General features: G+C 63.8%; 26 protein-coding genes. 12 read left to right on the top strand and 14 right to left on the bottom strand.

The annotated features are described in order from the left end of the window. Positions 1-57 precede the first annotated feature (57 nt). The 6 genes from NY08_RS17055 (at position 58) to NY08_RS17030 (ending at position 6129) form a co-directional block, all read left to right on the top strand. The gene (locus NY08_RS17055; RefSeq protein ID WP_032378699.1) at positions 58-609 is read left to right on the top strand and encodes a single-stranded DNA-binding protein; all 552 of its coding nucleotides are present in this window, start codon (positions 58-60) and stop codon (positions 607-609) included. 42 nt (positions 610-651) lie between these two features. After that, positions 652-894: a 30S ribosomal protein S18 gene (gene rpsR / locus NY08_RS17050; protein WP_032396926.1), complete on the top strand. Its 243-nt coding sequence runs from the start codon at positions 652-654 to the stop codon at positions 892-894. Between the two features lie 15 nt (positions 895-909). Further along, positions 910-1365 (top strand): 50S ribosomal protein L9, encoded by a 456-nt coding sequence (gene rplI, locus NY08_RS17045; RefSeq protein WP_032396925.1) that lies wholly within the window; start codon positions 910-912, stop codon positions 1363-1365. Between the two features lie 233 nt (positions 1366-1598). Continuing rightward, positions 1599-3878: a SulP family inorganic anion transporter gene (locus NY08_RS17040; protein ID WP_045197677.1), complete on the top strand. Its 2280-nt coding sequence runs from the start codon at positions 1599-1601 to the stop codon at positions 3876-3878. Positions 3879-4400: 522 nt separating this feature from the next. Next, positions 4401-5795, top strand: a complete 1395-nt coding sequence (gene dnaB, locus NY08_RS17035) for a replicative DNA helicase (protein ID WP_032396923.1) — start codon at positions 4401-4403, stop codon at positions 5793-5795. Between the two features lie 76 nt (positions 5796-5871). Then, positions 5872-6129 (top strand): DUF3297 family protein, encoded by a 258-nt coding sequence (locus NY08_RS17030; protein WP_032396922.1) that lies wholly within the window; start codon positions 5872-5874, stop codon positions 6127-6129. A 46-nt stretch (positions 6130-6175) separates the two neighbouring features. Here NY08_RS17030 and NY08_RS17025 read toward each other — a convergent pair whose 3' ends face one another. The 8 genes from NY08_RS17025 to NY08_RS16990 all read right to left on the bottom strand — a co-directional run bounded on the left by NY08_RS17025 (position 6176) and on the right by NY08_RS16990 (position 11619). Continuing rightward, complete coding sequence (locus NY08_RS17025; RefSeq protein ID WP_045197675.1) at positions 6176-8356, bottom strand: heavy metal translocating P-type ATPase; 2181 nt, start codon at positions 8354-8356, stop codon at positions 6176-6178. Positions 8357-8375: 19 nt separating this feature from the next. Beyond that, complete coding sequence (locus tag NY08_RS17020; protein ID WP_045197673.1) at positions 8376-8660, bottom strand: DUF1490 family protein; 285 nt, start codon at positions 8658-8660, stop codon at positions 8376-8378. 90 nt (positions 8661-8750) lie between these two features. Then, positions 8751-9458, bottom strand: coding sequence for a class I SAM-dependent methyltransferase (locus NY08_RS17015; RefSeq protein WP_200893127.1), 708 nt, complete (start codon positions 9456-9458; stop codon positions 8751-8753). A gap of 71 nt (positions 9459-9529) precedes the next feature. Beyond that, positions 9530-10003 carry a GNAT family N-acetyltransferase gene (locus tag NY08_RS17010; protein WP_045197671.1) on the bottom strand — a complete coding sequence of 158 codons (474 nt, stop codon included), beginning with the start codon at positions 10001-10003 and terminating at the stop codon, positions 9530-9532. Positions 10004-10017: 14 nt separating this feature from the next. Next, positions 10018-10353, bottom strand: coding sequence for a hypothetical protein (locus NY08_RS17005; RefSeq protein WP_144407388.1), 336 nt, complete (start codon positions 10351-10353; stop codon positions 10018-10020). A gap of 40 nt (positions 10354-10393) precedes the next feature. Then, entirely contained in the window at positions 10394-10903 is a 510-nt protein-coding gene (locus NY08_RS17000; protein ID WP_200893126.1) for a putative immunity protein, read from the bottom strand. Position 10904: 1 nt separating this feature from the next. Further along, a complete protein-coding gene (locus tag NY08_RS16995) occupies positions 10905-11225 on the bottom strand; it encodes a hypothetical protein (RefSeq protein ID WP_144407387.1) in 321 nt (106 codons plus the stop codon). Between the two features lie 4 nt (positions 11226-11229). Continuing rightward, positions 11230-11619, bottom strand: coding sequence for a VOC family protein (locus NY08_RS16990; RefSeq protein WP_032396914.1), 390 nt, complete (start codon positions 11617-11619; stop codon positions 11230-11232). A 149-nt stretch (positions 11620-11768) separates the two neighbouring features. Here NY08_RS16990 and NY08_RS16985 point away from each other — a divergent pair, with 149 nt between their 5' ends. Continuing rightward, a complete protein-coding gene (locus NY08_RS16985; RefSeq protein ID WP_045197664.1) occupies positions 11769-12449 on the top strand; it encodes a thiamine pyrophosphate-dependent enzyme in 681 nt (226 codons plus the stop codon). Beyond that, positions 12449-13348, top strand: coding sequence for a transketolase family protein (locus NY08_RS16980; protein ID WP_045197661.1), 900 nt, complete (start codon positions 12449-12451; stop codon positions 13346-13348). Before NY08_RS16985 ends, NY08_RS16980 begins: the two co-directional genes overlap by 1 nt. Here the strand turns inward: NY08_RS16980 and NY08_RS16975 are convergent, their stop codons facing one another. The 4 genes from NY08_RS16975 to NY08_RS16960 form a co-directional block, all read right to left on the bottom strand. Then, entirely contained in the window at positions 13349-13810 is a 462-nt protein-coding gene (locus tag NY08_RS16975) for a DUF6194 family protein (RefSeq protein WP_045197659.1), read from the bottom strand. Positions 13811-13894: 84 nt separating this feature from the next. Continuing rightward, positions 13895-14518 carry a luciferase domain-containing protein gene (locus NY08_RS25270; protein WP_052683853.1) on the bottom strand — a complete coding sequence of 208 codons (624 nt, stop codon included), beginning with the start codon at positions 14516-14518 and terminating at the stop codon, positions 13895-13897. Between the two features lie 40 nt (positions 14519-14558). Then, entirely contained in the window at positions 14559-15137 is a 579-nt protein-coding gene (locus tag NY08_RS16965) for a hypothetical protein (RefSeq protein ID WP_052683852.1), read from the bottom strand. A gap of 149 nt (positions 15138-15286) precedes the next feature. Further along, a complete protein-coding gene (locus tag NY08_RS16960; protein ID WP_032396909.1) occupies positions 15287-16681 on the bottom strand; it encodes an aminotransferase-like domain-containing protein in 1395 nt (464 codons plus the stop codon). Between NY08_RS16960 and NY08_RS16955 the strand changes: the two genes are divergently transcribed. Beyond that, entirely contained in the window at positions 16680-17621 is a 942-nt protein-coding gene (locus NY08_RS16955) for a DMT family transporter (RefSeq protein ID WP_045197656.1), read from the top strand. The genes NY08_RS16960 and NY08_RS16955 overlap by 2 nt on opposite strands. Continuing rightward, positions 17618-18838: a pyridoxal phosphate-dependent aminotransferase gene (locus NY08_RS16950; protein WP_045197654.1), complete on the top strand. Its 1221-nt coding sequence runs from the start codon at positions 17618-17620 to the stop codon at positions 18836-18838. The genes NY08_RS16955 and NY08_RS16950 overlap by 4 nt, the downstream gene beginning before the upstream one ends. 3 nt (positions 18839-18841) lie before the next feature. Here the strand turns inward: NY08_RS16950 and NY08_RS16945 are convergent, their stop codons facing one another. Together NY08_RS16945 and NY08_RS16940 are read right to left on the bottom strand one after the other, a co-directional pair. Next, entirely contained in the window at positions 18842-19039 is a 198-nt protein-coding gene (locus NY08_RS16945; RefSeq protein ID WP_032396904.1) for a helix-turn-helix transcriptional regulator, read from the bottom strand. After that, positions 19036-19443: a hypothetical protein gene (locus NY08_RS16940; protein ID WP_032396903.1), complete on the bottom strand. Its 408-nt coding sequence runs from the start codon at positions 19441-19443 to the stop codon at positions 19036-19038. The genes NY08_RS16945 and NY08_RS16940 overlap by 4 nt, the downstream gene beginning before the upstream one ends. 174 nt (positions 19444-19617) lie before the next feature. Here NY08_RS16940 and NY08_RS16935 point away from each other — a divergent pair, with 174 nt between their 5' ends. Beyond that, a complete protein-coding gene (locus NY08_RS16935) occupies positions 19618-20697 on the top strand; it encodes an NADH:flavin oxidoreductase/NADH oxidase (protein ID WP_200893125.1) in 1080 nt (359 codons plus the stop codon). Between the two features lie 193 nt (positions 20698-20890). Then, positions 20891-21832: a DUF808 domain-containing protein gene (locus NY08_RS16930; protein ID WP_045197652.1), complete on the top strand. Its 942-nt coding sequence runs from the start codon at positions 20891-20893 to the stop codon at positions 21830-21832. The last annotated feature ends 55 nt before the right edge of the window (positions 21833-21887 follow it).

The raw sequence follows: 21887 nt of genomic DNA, 5'->3' as shown, positions 1-21887 counted from the left end.
TTGTCGTTGCCCGCCTCTAGGCTGGCATCTACAACGCTTACTACTGAAAGAGGAACCATGGCAGGCGAGACCGTCATCACCGTCATCGGAAACTTGACGGCTGATCCAGAACTTCGATTCACCCCCGCCGGCGCGGCGGTTGCCAACTTCACGGTTGCATCCACCCCGCGCACATTCGATCGTCAGACGAACGAGTGGAAAGACGGCGACGCGCTCTTCATGCGCTGCAACATCTGGCGCGAGGCAGCGGAGAACGTTGCCGAGAGCTTGACCCGAGGCTCGCGAGTGATCGTGAGCGGACGGCTGCGGCAGCGCTCGTACGAGACGCGTGAGGGTGAGAAGCGGACAGTCGTCGAGCTCGAGGTAGACGAGATCGGACCTTCACTCCGCTACGCCACCGCAAAGGTCAACAAGGCCAACCGCGGTGGAGGTGGCGGCGGAGGCGGCTTCAACTCCGGCTCCGGCTCCGGTTCCTCCGGCGGATCGAGCGGCGGCCGCTCGAACTCCTCGTCCAACTCCGGTTCCGGCGGAGACGATCCCTGGGGCAGTGCCCCGGCGGCGTCGGGCTCCTTCGGCGGACGTGGCGGAGACGAAGAGCCACCGTTCTAGATCCTTCGATCGAGAACAACCAGATGTAACGGAGAAAGACCCATGCCCAAACCGCCATTGCGCGACAAGGTGCTCAAGAAGAAAGCGTGTTCCTTCTGCAAGGAAAAGAACACGTCGATCGATTACAAGGACACGACGTTGCTGCGTAAGTACGTCAGCGATCGCGGAAAGATCCGTGCTCGCCGTGTCACCGGCAACTGCGTCCAGCATCAGCGTGACGTGGCCGTTGCCGTGAAGAACTCGCGTGAGGTAGCACTGCTGCCTTACGCCGCGACGGCTCGATAGAAAGGGGCGATTGGTATGAAACTGATCCTCACCGCTGATGTGGACAACCTCGGTGCGCCTGGCGACACCGTAGAGGTCAAGGACGGCTACGGCCGTAACTTCCTGCTGCCCCGCGGATTGGCCATCCAGGCCACCCGTGGAGCTCAGAAGCAGGTCGACGGCATCCGCCGCGCTCAGGAAGCTCGTGCCGTCCGCGGCCTCGAGCACGCCAACGAGCTCAAGCAGGCCATCGAAGGCCTCGAGGCCGTCACGCTCTCCGTGAAGACCGCGGGCGACTCGGGCAAGCTGTTCGGCTCGGTCACCGCGTCGGACGTCGCTTCTGCTCTGAAGGCTGCCGGTGGCCCGGTCGTCGACAAGCGCAGCATCGATCTGCCGAAGGCTCACGTCAAGAGCACGGGCAAGCACGACATCGTCGTGAACCTGCACCCCGACGTGACCGCCAAGTTCAAGCTGGATGTCGTCGGAAGCTGATTTCAGCTTTCGGCCCGTTTCGGTCGAACAAAGCCCCACGAACCACGGTTCGTGGGGCTTTTTCGTGTCTTCTCACAAAGATCAACTGTCGCAATGGGTTCCGATTTGTGAAGCATCTCTCTTCGGACGTTCGTAAGCAAAGCTTTGCGTACTCTTTAGGCGGGGCGACATCGAACATCATCACCAACTGGATTCACCCGACCTGACGCCTAGACGCCCGGAGGAACGCTGCCGTGACCACGACCGTGGAACCCGATTCCGACCCCAGTCCCGAGACCCGACTCGAGCCGCAGTCTCGCGTCGGGTCGATCCTGAAATACGACGTACCGGCCTCGTTGGTCGTTTTCCTTGTTGCAGTGCCACTTTCGATCGGTATCGCCGTCGCATCGGGCGCGCCGATCATGGCCGGTCTCATTGCCGCTGTGGTCGGCGGCATTCTTGCCGGCATACTCGGCGGATCACCGCTGCAGGTCAGTGGCCCCGCGGCAGGCCTGACCGTCGTGGTTGCCGAGTTGGTCAACCAATTCGGGTGGGGCGTAACGTGCGCCATCACCGTCCTGGCCGGTGCTGTGCAGATCCTGCTGGGATTGAGCCGAATTGCGCGCAGTGCGTTGGCCATCTCGCCCGTCGTGGTGCATGCGATGCTCGCCGGAATCGGTATAACCATTGCGCTGCAACAGATTCACGTGCTTCTCGGTGGGGAATCCGAAAGTTCTGCGGTCCAGAACGTGCTCGCCATCCCTACATCCGTTGCGAACGGCCAGTGGCCGTCGATCGTCGTCGGCGGAATCGTGGTCGTGCTGATGTTCGCCTGGCCACGGTTGAGCGAGTTGTCCGGCGTGCTGGCCAAGGTCACCAAGGTGCCGGCCGCCCTGGTCGCAGTGGTCACCGCCACCGCGGTCTCGATCTTCTTCTCACTCGATGTCGAACGAATCGAATTGCCCGGCAACCTGATCGAGTCCTTGAGCCTGCCGGTCATGCCCGACGGGCAGTGGAGTGCGTTCGTCACCGGCGTCATCACCATCGCGTTGATCGCCAGTGTCGAGAGTCTGCTCTCCGCGGTGGCCGTCGACAAGATGCACAGCGGTGAGCGCACCAACTTCGACCGTGAATTGATGGCTCAGGGTGCCGGCAACATGGCCTCAGGCGCCATCGGCGGTCTGCCGATCACCGGGGTGATCGTGCGCAGTGCCACCAACGTCAAGGTCGGTGCCAAATCTCGGGCATCGGCGATTCTGCACGGCGTGTGGATTCTGATCTTCTCCGTACTGTTCATCTCGATCGTCGAACTGGTTCCCTTCGCAGCTCTGGCCGGGTTGCTGGTGATGATCGGCGTGCAGCTGATCAAGCTGGCGGACATCAAGATTGCGAACAAGACCGGAGACATCGCGGTCTATGCGGTCACTGTCGTCGGAGTGGTGGCGCTCAACCTGCTCGAGGGTGTGCTGATCGGTTTGGCACTGTCGATCATCCTCGTGCTGCGTCGGGTGGTGTGGGCGAAGGTCAGGGCCGAGGAAACCGTCGACGGCACCTGGCGTGTCACCACCGAGGGGTCGTTGAGCTTCCTCGCGCTCCCCCGGTTGACGCATGTGCTGTCCACTGTCCCGGCAGGCACGGCCGTCACGGTCCACCTCGGCGTGGACTTCCTCGACCATGCCGTGCACGACGCCTTGAACGAGTGGATGCGTCAGCACGAACTCGGTGGCGGCACAGTGAAAGTCGAAGAAGTGGGTACGGCGTCCATGGCGGCGGCTGCCGAAGGGCCACCCAAGCGTGGATCGGCGACGGTACGCAGTTCGTTGGCACCGTGGCGCGCCTGGCAGCTCAAGAGCGATGTTGCGCAGGAGGACTCGCCCGCGGCCCTGCGGCCGGTGTTGAGCGGCGTTGCGGAGTACCACCGCACGCATGCTCCCAACATCCGTCCGCACCTCGAGGGACTGACCGACAGCCAGGATCCGGACACTCTGTTTCTGTGCTGTGTGGATTCGCGAGTCATGCCGAACACGATCACCAGCAGCGGCCCGGGTGACCTGTTCACCGTCCGCAACATGGGCAACCTCGTTCCCGCTCAGGGGCAGGACTGCTCGGTGGAGGCGGCGCTGGCGTTCGGTGTCGATCAACTCGGGACCTCGTCGGTCGTGGTCTGTGGGCACTCGGGCTGCGGTGCCATGAAAGCGGTACTCAGCGGCCCTGAGAACGCCGCGGACGCCTCCGTCGCCGAGTGGTTGGGTTACGGGATGGCAAGCCTCGACGCGTATCGCAGCGGGCACGTGGTCGGTCGTCAGGCGGCGGAGCTCGGTTTCGGAGAGGCGGACCAACTGGCGATGGTGAACGTCGCAGTGCAGCTGCAGACGCTCACGCGGCATCGAGTCGTCGGTCGTGCCAACGCCGAGGGGCGCCTACGAATCACCGGCCTCTTCTTCGACATTCCGTCGGCACGAGTTCTGCAGATAGGTACCCAGGAGATCACGGTCCTCGACCCGGCGGACTGCCCGCAGAAGAGTGACTCCTGACGTCTCGGCGTGAGTGTCGAGGGGCCCGATTCCAAGAATGGGATCGGGCCTCTCGCGTCTAAACGGGAGAGTGGTCTGTTTCTGTGAGTGATCCCAGTCGGTGTGACCCAATTCACCCCTGGGTTCACCCGGTATTTACTCAACACGCCCGAGTTGTCAATTCGGCCGACACGCCGCTCCCGAATCGATGCACAGGAAGAAAACTTTATGTACACCCCTTGACCTGGCGAAGAACCCGAAAACCGGAAAGTTATACCCAGGTTGTCCACAGATGGTCAACACCGTTGTTCAACACCATCCACATTTCATCCACAGTTCCATCCACAGGCCATGTTGTGACTCCTGCCGATAGCGCTTAACGTCCGTGCAGCGTCTCTCTCGATGCCGTGCAGCGGCCTCCGAAGAGTGCGTATCCGGTGCCGAGCAGGACCTGTCGGTGCCCGGGGGTAGAACTTGCTACACAGCACCGCCGGGTGATATTCGACGGTGCCGACGACAATGGGGAGAGGACGGCCGGTTCGCGTGGCAGTTGTGGACGATCGAGGACAGTCCGACTACTCCGGTCCCTCGTCCAGCGAGGGTCCTGGCGAGGATTTCGGTCGCCAGCCCCCACAGGACATGGCGGCCGAACAGTCCGTACTCGGCGGCATGCTGCTGAGCAAGGACGCCATTGCCGACGTGCTCGAAGTGCTTCGTCCCGGCGACTTCTATCGCCCGGCCCACCAGAACGTGTACGACGCGATCCTCGACCTCTACAGCCGCGGTGAGCCTGCCGACCCGGTCACCGTATCGGCCGAGCTGGACCGTCGCGGTGAGCTCAAGCGCATCGGCGGCCCCCCGTACCTGATCACCCTGACGCAGACGACGCCGACGGCAGCCAACGCCGGGTACTACGCCGAGATCGTCGCGGAGAAGTCGATTCTGCGCCGGCTCGTGCAGGCCGGTACCCGCATCGTGCAGTTCGGCTACGCCGGAGCCGACGGCCAGGACGTGGCCGAGGTGGTCGACCGCGCGCAGGCCGAGGTGTACGAGGTCACCGAACGCCGCACCTCCGAGGACTTCCTCCCCCTCGAGGAGCTGCTGCAGCCCACGATGGACGAAATCGACTCCATCGCCAGCCGTGGTGGCATATCCCTCGGTGTACCAACAGGATTCGCCGAACTCGACGAAATCACCAACGGCCTGCACCCGGGTCAGATGATCATCGTGGCGGCGAGGCCCGGCGTGGGTAAGTCGACCCTGAGTATGGATTTCATGCGTTCGTGCTCGATCAAGCACGGCATGCCCAGTGTCATTTTCTCCCTGGAAATGAGTCGCACCGAGATCGTCATGCGACTGTTGTCCGCCGAGGCGAAGATCAAGCTCGGCGACATGCGATCCGGAAAGATGACCGACGACGACTGGACCAAGCTGGCCCGGCGCATGAGCGAGATCAGCGAAGCACCGCTCTTCGTCGACGACTCCCCGAACCTGACGATGATGGAGATCCGTGCCAAGGCACGTCGCCTCAAGCAGCGCAACGGACTGAAACTCATTGTGGTGGACTACCTTCAGCTGATGTCGTCCGGCAAGAAGGTCGAATCCCGTCAGCAGGAGGTCTCGGACTTCTCCCGTCAGCTCAAGCTGTTGGCCAAGGAACTCGAATGCCCGGTGGTCGCGGTCTGCCAGCTCAACCGTGGCCCCGAGCAGCGAACCGACAAGAAGCCGATGGTCTCGGACCTCCGTGAGTCCGGCTCACTGGAGCAGGACGCCGACATGGTGATTCTGCTGCACCGCCCCGACGCAATCGAGCGCGACGACCCTCGTGGCGGTGAGGCCGACCTGATTCTCGGTAAGCACCGTAACGGCCCGACCGCGACAATCACTGTGGCACACCAACTTCACCTGTCCAGATTCGTGGACATGGCGCGGGGCTAGGGCCGACAGCGCTGGGTCGCGTATTCTCTTCAGGAATCAACCACGCCCTTGTCTCAGCATTCGACGAAAGTAATTCATGTCAGAGGACCAGCACACAGACGTTCCACCGAACCACCTCGCGATCGATCCGCGGAGCCCCTTCTACAACGAAGAGGTTCTTCGCCGGGACGTCGGTATTCGCTTCAACGGCGTCGAGAAGACCAGTGTTCGCGAATACAACGTGACCGAGGGTTGGGTGCGAGTCGAAGTCCCCACCGCGAAGGATCGCTACGGAAATCCCATGCTCGTCAAGCTCAAGGGCACGGTCGAACCGTACTTCCGCGACGCGAAATAGCGGACTGGGTACCAAGCAGATCGCCCTCGTGTCGGGGCGTTACTGATCAGATTCGGTATCGGATCAGTCGGGAGCTGTTGCCGACCACCGCGACCGAGGACGCGTTGTGCAGAATCGCGGCGAGCACCGGAGAGAGTGCTCCACCGGCGCTGACCAGGAGGCCCAGAGCGTTCACGGCGATCGACATTCCGTAGTTCTGCCGGATGACCGATACCGAGTGTCGTCCGAGATCGCGAACGTCGAGCAACCGTGTCAAGTCGTCGCTGGCCAGAGCTACATCGGCCGTTTCGACGGCAACATCGGTGCCCGCCAACCCCATTGCGATACCGATATCTGCGACGGCGAGCGCGGGAGCGTCGTTGGTGCCGTCTCCGACCATCGCGACGACATATCCCTCTTCTTGGAGCTTGCGGACGGCGTCGAGTTTGTCATCGGGCATCACCTCGGCTCGCCACTCGGCGATGCCCAGTTCGGCGGCTACGGCCGCCGCGGTCTCGGGGTGATCTCCGGTGAGCATGACGATCCGTTCCACACCGTCGGCGCGGAGCGCGTTCAGTACGTCCAGAGCATTGGATCGGACCTCGTCACGCAGGCTGATCAACCCGACCAGTACGCCGTCCACCGCCAGCAGTAGCGGAGTCTCGGCCTCACGCTGCAAGCGCGAAACCCATTCGGCCGCATGGTCGGAGACGGTGACGTTCTCGCTGCGCAGCAGTGACGGGCTGCCCAGCAGCAGAGTCCGGCCGTCTGCGACGGTACGCATGCCGAGGCCGACGAGTACTTCGCATTCCTCGTGCGGAGGAATTACGATATGGCGTTCCTCGGTGCTGCGAATCACGGCCTCCGCCAACGGATGCCGAGAGTGGATCTCGGAACTGGCGGCATACGCCAGCACCTGCTCCGGCTCCCAGTCGTCCTGGAATGACACGACATTGGTGACGACGGGGCGTCCGACGGTGAGGGTGCCGGTCTTGTCGAACACGAAGGCATCGACCCTGCCTGCTTGTTCCAGATGCGATCCGCCCTTGATGAGAATCCCCCGGCGAGCTCCGTTTCCGATGGCGGCGCTGATGGCCGTCGGAGTCGACAGACCCACCGCACACGGGCACGCGACGAGCAGCATGGTCATCGCCCGTCGGACATCGCGGGTGACCAGGAGCGTGAGGCCCGACAGGATGAACGACGCGGGTACGAAGCGGCGTGAGAAGTTCTCTCCCACCGTCTGAATCGGGGCGCGGTCTTCCTGTGCCTCCTCGACGCGCGAGATGATGCGGCCGATCGTCGTATCGCGGCCTACCGCAGACGCGCGGACGACGATGCGGCCACGGACAACGACGGACCCGGCATGGATCCTGTCGCCTGCAGCTATCGACACCGGCAATGTCTCACCGGTGATTGCGGATTGGTCGACCACCGCGTCACCGTCTACGACGGTCCCGTCAACGGGCACGCCGACGTGATCGTGCACGACGACTTCGTCGCCGATCTCCAGCCGATCGACGTCGACGGAGATCTCGGAACCGTCCGGAAGGCGAATCCACGCGGTGTCCTGCGTGCCGGTCAGGAGATCGGAGATCGCGCGACGAGTGCGCTTGAGCGTCAGCTCCTGCAGATATTCACCGATGTTGAGCAGCCACAGCACGGTCAGGGCAACAACGTTCTCACGGAGCACCAGACTGGCCACGGTGGCGGCGCTGACGAGTGCGTCGGTCCCGGCGGACCGGTTTCCGGTCAGCGAGCGCAGCGCTCCCTTCAGGAATGGATAGCCGGTGAAGATGGTGGCCCCGGTCGCCACGACGCGGCTGGTGGGTCCGAGGAGGGGCGGCCGTCGGAAGGCGTAGCGACGGAAGCCGAGCAGGACCAGGGCCGCGCCGCCGATGGTCATGCGCAGGACATCACCGCTGGTGACGTCAGCCGACCGTGGGCTACGCACGGGTACCAGAGCCCAGTCGGTGGTGCGACCTGCGTTCACCGCATAGAACAGCTCGGCCCGGTCGATCCGGGAGCGGGAGTACCAGATGACGACCGATGCGGTGCGGGGGTAAGCGTGGACAGCTCGAACGCCGCGAATCTTGTCTACGTGATCTTCGACGGCGACCGCGCGACCCGGACTCGATCGAAGCCAGTCGACGCGAAGCCGCATGCGGCCGGCGGCATCGGACAGGATCTCGATGCCATCCGCGCGGTCGGGAGCTGCATCGAGGGAATGTTCGACGAGCATCGTCATGTTCGGCCGACTGCCGTGATCAGTGCGAGTGACCGTGGCCGACTTCGGTGGCCGAGGGTGGCGGCACTTCTTCCCCGAGCCGGTCGCGCGCTTCTGCAACAACATCGGACACGGCCAGACGTGCTGACTCGGCGTGGATTTCGGCCTTTCGCGCGGCGCGGAGACCGAGCTCGGTTGCCGATACCGCGACCTTGCGGACGGGAGCTTTGGCGTACAGCTTCTTGGCACCGTTGTACGCGGCGACGCCGACTGCGCCTGTTACGACCGTCGATACTGCTTTCGCGACGATGATCGGAAACGCCATGTTGTAGCTCCTCGAAGTCGAACCTGCACCCACTTATTGGGAATCATATTCGTTTTGCTCGGATGTGGCGACTCCCGGGGTTGGGGCGTCTCACCGGCTCGGCTTCGTGGTGCGGAAAGCCCTTGTGACATAGGGCAGTTCGATCGTCCTCGATCCCTCGAGGCCCAATTCGTCGAACAGTGCAGTGAGATCCCGATCGATGCGGTTGCGCTCATCGGGGGTCGCGGTGATGTAGAAGCTGCGCGACCGAACCAGATCGGTCAACTGGGACCGGCTCACCGTGCGCGACCACGCCCACCGCTCCTCGTCGAGCCGGCGGAACGGTTCTGCGATCGGCGGTGGACCGTCGTCGAACATGGTCAGCGCTCCACCGCGCGAGACCACCGAGTTCAGTCGCCGAACCCACGAGTGCGACTCGTCGCGAATGTTCCAGATGAGTCCCAGGGTGCCACCTGGGCGCAGAACCCGGCCGATCTCGCGTGACGCGGCTACCGGCTCGACCCAGTGCCAGGCCTGTCCGAGCAGGACGGCATCGACACTCTCGTTCTCCAGCGGCAGGGACTCGGCGGTGCCGACGTGGGCCGGAACTCCTGGCACTGCGTCGCGCAGGGCGTCGAGCATGGCGGGATCAGGATCGACCGCGACGGCATCGCACCCGGCGGCGGCGATGATGCGGGTGAGCTTGCCGGTCCCGGCACCGACGTCGGCGACGAGAGGCCGCCCGCTCGACTCGAGTACGGGTTTCAGCAGCCATTCGACCGCGGCCGACGGATAGTCGGGGCGAGCAGATTCGTACACGTCGGCGACGGTCCCGAACGATGTAGAGCTGTTATCTCGGCTAACCATATGGCCAGGCTACATCTCTTGCGTCAGTTCAGCTCGAGTTCGTAATACAGAGCTTTGGGTCCCTCGCCACGGCCTTCGTGGCAGTCGAAGCCACGCTTTTCGTACACGTGTCGCGCCGCCTCGTCGTCCTCGGAAGTGTTGAGGTCCATGTAGGTGGCACCCCTGCCGCGTGCGTGCTCGATGACGTCGTCGAGAAAGGTTGTTCCGTAGCCCTTCCCGCGTAGGCTAGGCCGGACGTAGAACTCGGCGAGATAGGCCTCGATATCTGCGCTCAGAGTGCCGGCCCGAAATCGCAGAATCGCCACACCGATGGCGGGAGTCCCGAATGTCAGCACGCTGGTATCGCCGGATTTCACCAGAGTATCGAGATGAGCTGCAAGCCAATCCGACTCGGGCACCGGGTAGTCGTACTCGCGATTGAAGTCGATCAACAGGATTGCGGCCTCGGTCAGTCCGGCGGGATCCTGGACGGCACGTGTACCGCTGACTGACGACATCGCCTTCTCCTCGGTCAGTGATCCGGTCGAACGAGATTCTTGGCGTCACGCAGACCGAGACCGGGATGCATCTCTCGTAGCGCTTTGATGGCGTGGACAGTTCTGCCGGATTCTGCGACCACCGCTTCGACATCCCCGGCGGGTACAGCTTCGGGTCCGATCTTGTCCGGAGACGTCCAGGTTCGGCGCTCTCCGTACCAGATGAACACAGCGGCCACAGCCAGCACAGCCAGCTTCGACCAGTTCCAGGCAGAAGGATCGGACACGATGTCGCTGATCGTCGAGAATGCGAGGAAGGCCAGCAACGCGGCAATTGCATAACGCTTCCACGGGCGTTCATGTGTCTTCATCTTTCCCATGCTGTCACCGCACTCCAATCGAGGCAACGGCTCAACGGCGCAATTCGGTATCGAGTCGGGCCATGAGCACGCCGAACCTCGTGCGCCCGGCGATCGGTGGCGGAAACCGACGCAAAATCGCTCGCACAGTCGCATCGGACTGAGCGTCGATCCATTCGATCTGTTCTGCAGCAGATTTCGGGTCGGCGAGCACCAGGTGCACAGCAGAACCGAGAATGTGTTTGATCTGGTGGGGGCTGTACAGCGGATGGAGATACGCAGAGCCGGCCGCGTGCATGGCAGCTAGTGCTGCGTCCGTGGCCGCTGAAGTCGGCAGTTCGCGGGCCGCTTTGTGCGCGTCCCAGGCGAGCCTGCGTAACTCCGCCGTCCGGTGGCCGGTCTCGGCGAATGCCTCGGCACCCTCGATCGCCGAGCGTGGACGCGCATCCCCGGGGTGGGCCATGTCGTAGATCGGTAATGCCCGTCGGGCGCAGGTAGCCGCAAAGGCCGTCACGCGTCGAATGTCGTCGGTGCTCAGCTCCACTTCGGCAGGCCCAGCCACCTCATGCCTCTCGAGTTCGCCTGCGCGTGAGCACGAATCCGAACTTGCCGAGAACGAATCCGGCCAGTGCACCGAGAGCTGCGGTAAACACAGGCACTACGTACAGCCACAGCATGGACAGGCCTCGAGTTCTTCGGTCGAACGAATCGTTCATGTCATCGACGAATTCGTCGTCCATCGTGACACCGTTCAGGGCTTGATAGCCACCGGAATACACGACGCCATTCGCGTTGGTGGTCATTTCGCCCATCAGGTACCAGCCCAACGGCACCGATCCGACGATGAATCCGAACAGGAGCAGAACGATGACGAGATTGCGCACCATCTCAGGCTATTGCCTCCGGTCGCCCGTCGTACACCTCCGTGGTGATGCAGAAGGGGTGCCCGGCGGGGTCGAGCAGAACTCGCCATCGGGGGTCCGGCTGCTCTGCTGCCTCCTTGGCCCCGCATTCGACTGCGTAGGCCACGGAATCGGTCAGGTCGGCTCCAGCGTCCAGATCGAAGTGCACGATGGATGTCGACGGCCATTGGGGCGGAATGTAGTTCGTGACTTTCTGCGCAACGATGTTCAGGCCGGATTGTGTGCGGATCCCAACGCTCTCGGAGTTCTCCCACAACAACTCGCCGCCGAGAAGCGCGAGATAGAAGCGCGCTAGTTCCGCCGGATCGGCGCAGTCGATGGACGTCCCCGCTATAGCGAGGGGGTTTCGCGGCATATCTGGAGACTACGGTCGGTGGTGCCGTCAGTGTCCACAATTTGGCTCGAGAAGCGGAAATCGTCGTCCCGCCCGGGAATGTCGGACACTCACATCACCTCCCCCGCAGGGCTTGACCTCGAGCGCGCTCGAGGTTGCAGGGTGGGGTCATGCAGATGACATTCGACGAGTTGCCTCGGCTCATGACTCTGATGACGGGCGACGAAAAGCACAGCACCAGCGCCACTTCGACACTCGATGTGTTGTGGGTGTTGTACTCCGACATTCTGATCCTGGACCCAGCCGATCCTGACGACCCGGACCGTGATCGGTTCTACCTGTCCAAGGGTCACGGGCCGATGGCGTACTACGCCGTGCTTGCGGCACGGGGATTCTTGACGCCGCACGAGCTCGCGTCGTTCGGCAGCTACGACTCACCGCTGGGAAATCACCCGGATCGCACGCTGGCACGCGGGGTCGATATCGGATCGGGATCGCTCGGCCATGGCTTGGCACTGGCCGCCGGAACTGCTGTTGCGCTGCGGATTCAGAACAGTATCGCCCGAGTTTTCGTACTGATCGGCGACGCCGAGCTCGACGAGGGGAGCAATATGGAAGCCGTTCAATTCGCTGCGCGATCGAATCTGGGCAATCTGACCGCGGTGGTGATCGACAACGACTCTGCCGGCCTGGGATGGCCCGGCGGTATCGCGTCGCGGTTCGCGGTCGAGGGGTGGTCCATTTCCGACGTCGACGGCCGAGATCACACCGCTCTCAGGCGCGCGTTTCGCCTCCATCATCCACAGGGGCCGCACGTGGTGGTCGCGCACGTCGAAAAGAAGGAGAGCTGATGAAGGCAACGCTGGACCAACGCGAGCACTTCTACCGCCTGCTGCCCGATCTGTTGGCGCAGAACGAGCGAACAGCGTTGGTGCTGGCGGAGATCGGAGTTGGATATCTCGAACCGCACCTCACCGCCGGTGTTCGATCGCGGGTGATCAACGTCGGCATTCGAGAGCAGGCCATGATCGGGGTCGCCGGCGGTCTGGCCCTGGCCGGAATGCGTCCGATCGTGCACACCTTCCCGCCGTTCCTGATCGAGCGGCCCTTCGAGCAGGTGAAACTCGATCTGGGCCATCAGAGCGTCGGCGCAATCCTGGTGAGCTCGGGTGGGTCCTACGGGTGGCCGCAGGGCGGCGAGACACACTTCGGTCAGCGAGATGTCGCACTCCTCGACACCCTGGACGGGTGGACGGTCCATGTTCCCGGGCATGTCGACGAGGTCGGGTGGATGCTGCAGAGCGCGGCGGCAACCGACGATCGCGTCTACATCAGGCTCGACGGGGTGTGCAACGAACGTCCATACGGCCGGCCCGATGGAATGTTCACCCCTGTGCAACAGGGCAATTCGGGAACAGTGATCTCCGTCGGCCCGATGACGGACCGGGTTCTCGCCGCAGCCTCGGGTCGGGACCTGACGGTGCTGCATGCGTCGACGATCAGGCCGTTCGACAGCCGAACGCTGCGGGCGACGTTGACCGCGCCGGACGTCATGATCGTCGAGCCGTATCTCGCGGGAACGTCAGTGCTGCAAGTGAACAGAGCCCTCGCCGATGCGCGTCATCGGGTGTCGGGAGTCGGGGTCGAAGCAGGAGAACGACGCAAATACGGCGCGGTGGCCCAACATGATCGGGCCAACGGCCTGGATATCGAGGGGCTCTCCCGATCGATGGACGATTTCTTCGGCTGATCAGGCTTGGCGGCGCTCGTATCTGCTCTTGGCACCGTGATACGCGGCGTCGAGTAGTTTCCGGACACGCGTTTCGGTCTGCGAAGACGGGTTGACCACGGACAGCCAGCCTGCGGTGCCGTACTGAGGGTGGGCGGCGAGGACGTCGTCTGTGTCGGCCTGGGGTGCGTGGGCCGCTTCGCGGGGCGGCACTCCCAGCATCCTGTGGAACTCTTGTTTTCCTGCAACGATGTTGACGCGGAACGCGTCGGGTCGGTCCAGTCGGGACAGCTCGTCGCCCGGGTAGTTCTTGGTCACGATCGTGGCGAACGGCTGAGTGTTCGTGGGGATGGACCCGTCGGTCGAGTAGTAGAAGAACGCATCGCCCCAGGCGAGTTCGGGAGTTCCGTCTCCCTCTCGAGGCCGCTGCGTCACGGTGCCTTCGAAACTGCGGACCAGATTCACGATGTCGTCGAGTGTCATGTCCCGATCGTCACACGGTCGGCAGCATCGTTCACCCGATTTCGTACGTGGCCGGTCGAGCAACAGATCCGCATCGTCCTCGGCTCAGGTCGTTGCAGTCGCCGTCGCGCGCGAGATGATCTGCTCGATTCGGTCTGCGTCGTCGGCGTCTCTGGATGCGTAGACGAAGACGTAGGTCTCGGGTAGTCCGAGAACCGGGCGTCCGGCCAAGGGGTGCAGTTCACCCCAACCCGCGGAGATCACCGTCTGCGCATCGTCCGGCTGCATCACCACGTGCAGCGAGCCCTCACTGTCGTGCACGTGCAGAACTTCACCCTTCGTTCGTGAGATCCAGGGCGCAGCGGCACCGATGTCCGTGACGTACAGCGCGTCGCCTCTGCGCTCGAATCGACTGCGCTCGAGGTGAAACGGCCCGCCGGATCGGGCTTCGGCGGCCACTGTTGCCGTGAGCCGCTCGATGAGCTCAGTGCTGCCACGGTGGGTGAGTTGCCGGTGCGGTATCGGGTAGGGCGCGATCGTCGGACGAGGTCCGGGTCGGTGATCGAGGTGCCAGTGCAGTCCTGGGCTCCCGGCACCGTCGACGGTCGTCGTGTCGCGTCGGGCGAGTGGTTTGAGGGCAGTGGTGATCAGCCAGCCACCGACGTTGGCGGGAAGGCCACCCGGCCCCAGGTCGATCCACGCGGCGTAGTCGTTCCTGACCTTCTGCACGGGATCAACATAGCTGGTGGGGCCGGGCGGGAACAGCCCGTCAGGCCGGGCAGCTCACGGTGTAGGTCCAGACTGTGCCGACCGGTCCGGTGACGCGGACCAGCACAGCGGACGCGGTGCCGGGCGGAACCGACACCACCACCGAGCCGACTCCGGTGCTGCCGCCGACATAGCCGGTGTTGTGGATCAGTGCGCCCTGGTAGAAGACCTCGATCTGATCGGGAACATCGACGGTGTCGTAGCTGAGCACGAACGAGGTCGGTCCGGTTCGGCCCAGCTCGTGCAGGGTCTCCGTCACGCCCTCCTCACCCGACATCGTGGAGGCATTGCACTGCTGCGTAGCGATGCCTCCGTTGGCCGAACCGGTGTCGATGCCGAGAATGCCTCCGGCGATGGCACTTCCGCTGCCGAGGATGCGGGCGCCGTTGTCGATGATGTTGCCACCGTCGAGGATTGCGCTTCCGCTGTCGACGATCGCGCTGCCACTGTCGACTATGGGTCCGAGTTCGGGTTGGGCGACCGCTGCCGCTGGGACGGCCAGGGCACATGCCCCGGTAGCCAGGGCGACCGCCACCGAACGACGAACCAGGTTCCTGCGAATTCCACTCGTGCGCGACACAATTCCTCCACCGAAAGTATTGGACGGACTGTCCGTCTCAGCGATGGTGACACAGTGATCGCGCGTCGAGTATCCCTTGTTCGGATGATCGTGCAGGGCCGAAGATGCTGTGCCCCAAAGGTTGCTGTCATTCGATCGACCGAACGGTCTCAGATGATCGATCCGATCGTGCGCGCCGCGTCGGCGAACTCACCGGGGTTGGGGCCTGCATAGTTGAGCCGTAGGTACTTGCCGGTGGGTTCGGCGGGAAAGTAGTCGTCGCCCGCGCCGACGATGACACCCGCTGCCTTGCATTCCTGCACAATGCGTTCCAGGTCGGAGTCGTCGCGCAGGCGCATCCAGAGATTGAGCCCACCTCGGGGCACCGCGTCGAGGTGCCCACGCGGTGCGAACTCGATGAGGCTGTTCGCCAACAAGTCTCGACGCGATGCCAACTGAGTGCGCAACCTCCGCAGGTGAGTTCGCCAGGCGGGTTGCGTGACGACGTCCAAGGCGACGGCTTGCAGAATCCCGCTGACGTACATCGATTCGGCGCCGGTGTCGGCGAGGATGCGCTCGTGGGCGGGCCCACGGGCGATCAGGCCGGCCAGGCGAACCGAGGGCGAGACCGTCTTGGTGAGTGAGCGAAGGTAGACGACATGCCCGCCGTCGTCCCGTGCGGCCAGCGGATTCGGCTCGGAGGTGATACCGAAATCGTGGGCCGAGTCGTCCTCGATCAGGAATGCGCCGTGGCGTCGAACAGTGTCGAGGACCCGCTCGGACAACGTGGGCGACCACTGGGCCCCGGTGGGACTGGCGAAGGTGGGTTGGGCATAGAACGCCCGAGCGCCGGTGTGCGCGAACGCTCGTGCGAGCGCGTCGGGGTCGGGCCCGTCGACGCCGCTGGGTATCGGTACCACACGGACGCCGGCCTGCGTGGCAGCAAGGATCGCACCCCAGTACGTCGGGGACTCCATGAGCAGCGGACGCCCGGCACCGACGAGTGCTCGAAACGCTGTGCTGAGTCCGGTCTGGCTGCCGGGAATGATGACGACGTCACTGGCCGACGGTGGCGTGACGCCCAACGGTGTCGACGCCCCCAACTCGGCCGCGAACCACGCCCGCAGTTCCGGCAGACCCGCGGTGGGGGGTCGGGCGATCACCGAGTCGGTCCGTGACGCACGCGTGAAGGCGGCGTGAACAAGCCGTTCCGGCAACAACTCCCGGGCCGGGTAGCCCGAATGCAACGCGATCACATCGCTCGACGTCGACTGCAGAGCCGCCGGAAGTTGTAGTCGATTGTCCGGCGCTCCCAGCGCCGCCGTCTGCCACCCGTAGTCGTTGGGGCGGGCCGTGCGCACCGTCCTGACGAATGTGCCGACGCCAGGCCGGCTCTCGATGACGCCTTGCGCGATGAGCGTGCGCAGGGCCTTCTGCACCGTGACCGGACTGGCCGAATGCTCGGCGACCAGGGCGCGGGTGGACGGCAACCGGGCTTCGGGAGGGGCAGTCGCAATCCAGGTTCTCAGTGCAGACACGATCCGGGAACTGCTATCGTCGGACATGACACAGCATAGTAGCGCTACTCGGTCTGGGACGGGCCTGCTATCGCGCGCCGGACTGCTCTGGGGCCTGGCAGGCGTCACGGCGTTCTCGTTCACGGTCCCGCTGACCCGCGTCGCGGTCACCGGAGGCCTGTCCCCGCTCTTCGTCGGCTGCGGACGCGCTGTGGTCGCAGCCGCGCTGGCCGCGATAGCGCTCGCCGCTACGGGACAACGGCTCCCGCAGGGACGGCAGTGGATTCGGCTCGCAGTGATCGCGGCCGGTGTCGTCGTCGGCTTCCCGGTACTCACCTCGTACGCCCTCACCACCGCATCGGCGGGACACAGTGCCGTCGTCATCGCGTTGCTGCCAGCGGCAACCGCCGCTATTGCGGTTGTCCGCGAACGGCAACCGGTCCGGCCGATGTTCTGGGTGGTCGCAGGCATGGGGGCCGCCGTCGCGGTCGGCTTCGCTGCCCTGCAAGGCGGCGGGGTGACCGGGTTGCAATGGTCGGATCTGTTGCTGCTCGGAGCGGTCGTTGCCGCAGCGGTGGGATATGCCGAGGGCGGCCTGCTGTCCCGAGAACTCGGTGCGTGGCAGACGGTGTCGTGGGCGCTGGTGTTGTCCGTGCCGGTCACCGGTGCGTTGGCCGGGTTCGCGTGGTGGCAGCAACCGTCGACAGCGGGGGCAACCGAGTGGGCCGCCTTCGGCTACCTGGCGGTGGTGAGCATGTACCTCGGGTTCTTTGCCTGGTACCGGGGCCTGGCGATCGGCCCTATGTCGAGTGTCAGTCAGATCCAGCTGATCCAACCGGTGCTGACCATCTGCTGGGCCGCGATCATCCTGCACGAGGGATTGACGTGGCCTGTGGTCGGAGGTGGAGCAGCAGTCATCGCATGTGCAACAGTGGCGGTCCGGACCCGGATGTCGCCGACCGTTCGGCAGGAGGAGTTTTCGAAGTGACGAAATCTATCGATCAGGCGCGCAAGCTCGAGAACGTGCGCTACGACATCCGTGGACGCATTCTGGACAAGACCGAAGAACTCGAGGAGCAGGGACACGCGATCCTGCGACTCAACGTCGGTAATCCTGCCCCGTTCGGTTTCGAGGCACCGGACGAGATCATGATGGCGATGATCCGCAATCTTCCTACCGCGCAGGGGTATTCGGACTCCCGCGGCCTGTTCTCCGCGCGCACAGCGGTGGTCCAGTACTACCAGACCAAAGGCCTGACCGATCTCGACGTCGGCGACATCTACCTCGGAAACGGGGTCTCGGAACTGATCACCATGACGATGCAGGCGCTGTGCAACCCGGAAGACGAAATCCTGATCCCGTCGCCCGACTACCCGCTGTGGACCGGCTCGGTGGCCCTGGCCGGTGGTGTGCCCGTCCATTATCTGTCCGACGAAAACCAGGATTGGGCCCCGGACTTCGATGACCTCGAAGCCAAGATCACGCCCCGCACCCGCGCGATCGTGGTGATCAACCCGAACAATCCCACCGGAGCGGTGTACTCACGAGAGGTACTGCAGCGATTCGTCGACCTGGCACGGGAGCACGATCTGGTTCTGCTCGCCGACGAGATCTACGAGAAGATCGTGTACGACGGGGCGGTGATGACCAACCTCGCCACCCTGACCGGCAAAGATGTTCTGTGCCTTACCTATTCGGGTCTGTCGAAGGCGTACCGGGTGTGCGGATTCAGGGCGGGATGGCTGGCGATCACCGGCCCGCGCCGACGCGCGGCGAGCTTCATCGAGGGCATCACGCTGCTGTCCAACATGCGCATGTGCGCGAATGTGCCGGCCCAACATGCGATACAGACCGCGCTCGGCGGCAGGCAGTCGATCGAGGATCTGCTGCTCCCGGCGGGCAGGTTGACCGCGCAGCGTGACCTGGCGCATCGCATGCTCAACTCGATCGACGGAATCAGCTGCGTCCAGGCAGCGGGTGCGCTGTACATGTTCCCCAAACTCGACACCGAACGGTTCGGGATCGTCGACGACGAGAAGTTCGTGCTCGACCTGCTCGAGTCCGAGAAAATTCTGGTCAGTCACGGCCGTGCCTTCAATTGGGATGTGCCCGATCACTTCCGACTCGTCACGTTGCCCAACGTCGACGATCTCGCGACGGCACTCGACCGTCTGGGCAATTTCATGAGCTCCTATCGGCAGTAGCTATCAGCTCTGATCCGGCTCGAACAGTTCCTCGATCGAGCAATCGAACGCCGCGGCGAGGCGAAAGGCGACAGGCAGGCTCGGGTCGAATCGCTCCTTCTCGATCGAGATGATCGTCAGTCGGGTGACGTCGATGCGCTCGGCCAGTTCGTGCTGAGACCAACCCTGCTCGGTGCGACGCCGTCGAACACTGTTCTTCACTCGGACAGTGCGCGATGTCGCGCGTAGGTGTACCGCGCGGTGAACGATGCGAACGCGGCGAGAAGCAGACCGATCAGCAAGAGCGTGGCCGGTGGTTCGGCTCGTGCGATCGAGACAACGGTCAGCGTCAGGCCCAGAGTGCACACCAGGTCGGTGGCCATCCCACTCGATGCGGCCGACGTCCAATGAGATTCGATGCTTTCGCCCGATGCATACGCCGGCTCGGTTGTCGTCGGGGCAACGAAGAGCACCCAGCCCAGCATGGCACCGAACGGAAGAGCGGTGAACCCGAACACCACCGCTGCGATCCCCGGTGCGACCGGTGAGACCAGCCAGGCCAGCAACGCCGTTGCCGAGGCGGCGGCAAGGCCGACTGCGCCGACCGACAGCCATCTGAGTGTCATGTGGGTGCTCCGATCGTAGGTATAGCTCGCTATACGTATAGGAAACCATACATCGGGCCCTCACACTCGGATGATCGGGACGGTGAGAAGACTGTCACCGACGTGCAGCATCGGTGTAGTCGATCGAAACGTGCCAGGTGGTGAGGTGGTATCACTCAGGAAAGGACCACTGTCATGCCGGATCTCTTCAGCCCGTTCACCCTCAAGAGTGTGACGCTTCGAAATCGAATCGCCATGTCGCCGATGACGATGTACCGCGCCGTCGACGGCAAGATGAACGACTTTCACCTGATGTATCTCGGTGCGCGTGCGGCAGGAGGTTTCGGGATGGTGTTCCCGGAACAGGTTGCGATCACGCCGGACGGTCGTACGACTCCTGGCTGTGCGGGGATCTACGACGACGACCAGATCGAGGGACACGCACGCGTGACGTCGATGATCAAGGAGATGGGATCGGTCCCGGCCATTCAGCTGGGGCACACCGGACGCAAGGGCAGCGAAGTCCCACCGTGGCAGGGCGGACATCAGCTTCCGGCCGACCATCCCGACGGCTGGGAATGTGTGGCGCCATCGGCGATTCCCTACGGCGGTGACCACTCGTTCCCCGTCCACGAACTCACCGTGCCCGAGATCAAGGCCATCCACCAGAGCTACGCCGATGCAGCTGTTCGGGCCGCCGAAGCCGGGTACGAATGGCTCGAAATGCACTATGCCCACGGTTATCTCGGTGCGAGCTTCTTCTCCCCGTTGGCCAACCAGCGCACCGATCAGTACGGCGGCAGCCTGGAGAACCGGGCGCGGTTCCACCTGGAGGCGCTCGACGCGGTGCGTGAGGTGTGGCCCGAGAAGTACCCCCTCACCATGCGATTGGGCTCGGACGATCACCACCCGGACGGTGTCCAGTTCGACGAATCCATGATCGCCATCGGATGGATGAAGGAGCATGGCCTGGACATGGCCGATGTCAGCCTCGGTTTCAACACCGACGACATGGTCGATCCTCCGTTCGGGGACATGGGCTTCATGGTCGAGCGCGCCGCACGCGTCAAGCGTGAGCTGGATATCCCAGTGACCTGCAGCTGGAATCTGGGCGTACCGGAGAACGCCGACGCCGTCATCCGCGAAGGCAAGATCGATGTCGTGCTGCTCGGACGTCCGGCACTGGCCAATCCGCACTGGCCGGTCTGGGCCGCGCGTGAGCTCGGCCACGGGGATCCGTTCTCGCTGGTCCCGAGGACTGGAGTTGGTGGCTGAAGAACTTCCGTGGACACGACCCGAGCATCGGACTGCCGCCCGCGAAAGTTCTAGACGACGAGCAGGAGAGGAAGATCGCGTAGCAGAGGGAAAGGCCGGACGGCGATCACGGACCATCCGCGGGCGGTAGGGTTCCAAGGGCTCGCATCATGAGGAGCCATGTGGTGTTCTCGTATCGACGCGGAGGTTTGTGATGGCCGGCGGACTCGTAGCCTTGCTCGACGACGTGGCAGCGCTGGCTCGCCTGGCTGCAGCGTCCATCGACGATGTCGGTGCGGCGACCGGCAAAGCGACGGCCAAGGCGGCCGGGGTCGTGATCGACGACGCCGCCGTGACGCCTCAGTACGTTCGCGGTCTCGCGGCCGAACGTGAACTGCCCATCATCAAGCGCATTGCCGTGGGCTCGCTGCGCAACAAGTTGCTGATCATTCTGCCGATCGCCTTGCTGCTCAGCCAGTTCGTGCCGTGGTTGCTCACGCCCATACTGATGCTCGGCGGCTGCTACCTCAGCTACGAGGCGGCGCACAAGATATGGGGCGCACTCTTCGGCCACGGCGATGATCACGCGGCCGCCGAGGACGAGCCGCGTGACGAGGACGCCGTCGTCTCCGGAGCGGTGCGTACCGATCTCATCCTGTCGGCCGAGATCATGGTCATCGCGCTCGACACCATTGCTGCAGAAGGCTTCTGGAGTCGTCTGATCATCCTTGCCGTCGTCGCCGTGGTCATCACGATCGTCGTCTACGGCGTCGTCGCACTGATCGTGAAGATGGACGACATCGGACTGAAATTGGCCGACGGCTCCACAGGGTTCGTCGAGAAGTTCGGACGAGGCCTGGTCAAGGGCATGCCCAAGGTCATGTCGGTGCTCTCGGTCGTCGGCACCGCAGCGATGCTGTGGGTCGGCGGGCACATCCTGCTCGTGGGTATCGACGAGCTCGGCTTCCACCCCATCTACGAACTCGTCCACCACGGCGAAGAAGCGGTGCGAGGAGTCGCCGGCATCGGCGGAGTGCTGGCGTGGATCGTCAACACACTCGCATCGGCGATCATCGGTGCCATCGTCGGTTGCATCATCGTGGTTGCGCAGCTGGGAATCTCGAAGGCGCTCGCCAAGCGAGCTGCTGCGAAGTAGTGGCTGTACCGGCGACTTTCGCCGTCGTTCATTCGTCCCAGGTGTGGCTGCACAA

Source organism: Rhodococcus sp. B7740 (assembly GCF_000954115.1).
Lineage (GTDB): Bacteria > Actinomycetota > Actinomycetes > Mycobacteriales > Mycobacteriaceae > Rhodococcoides.
The sequence above is the reverse complement of the archived record's forward strand: the minus strand, read 5'-3'. Positions and strand labels throughout refer to the sequence as shown.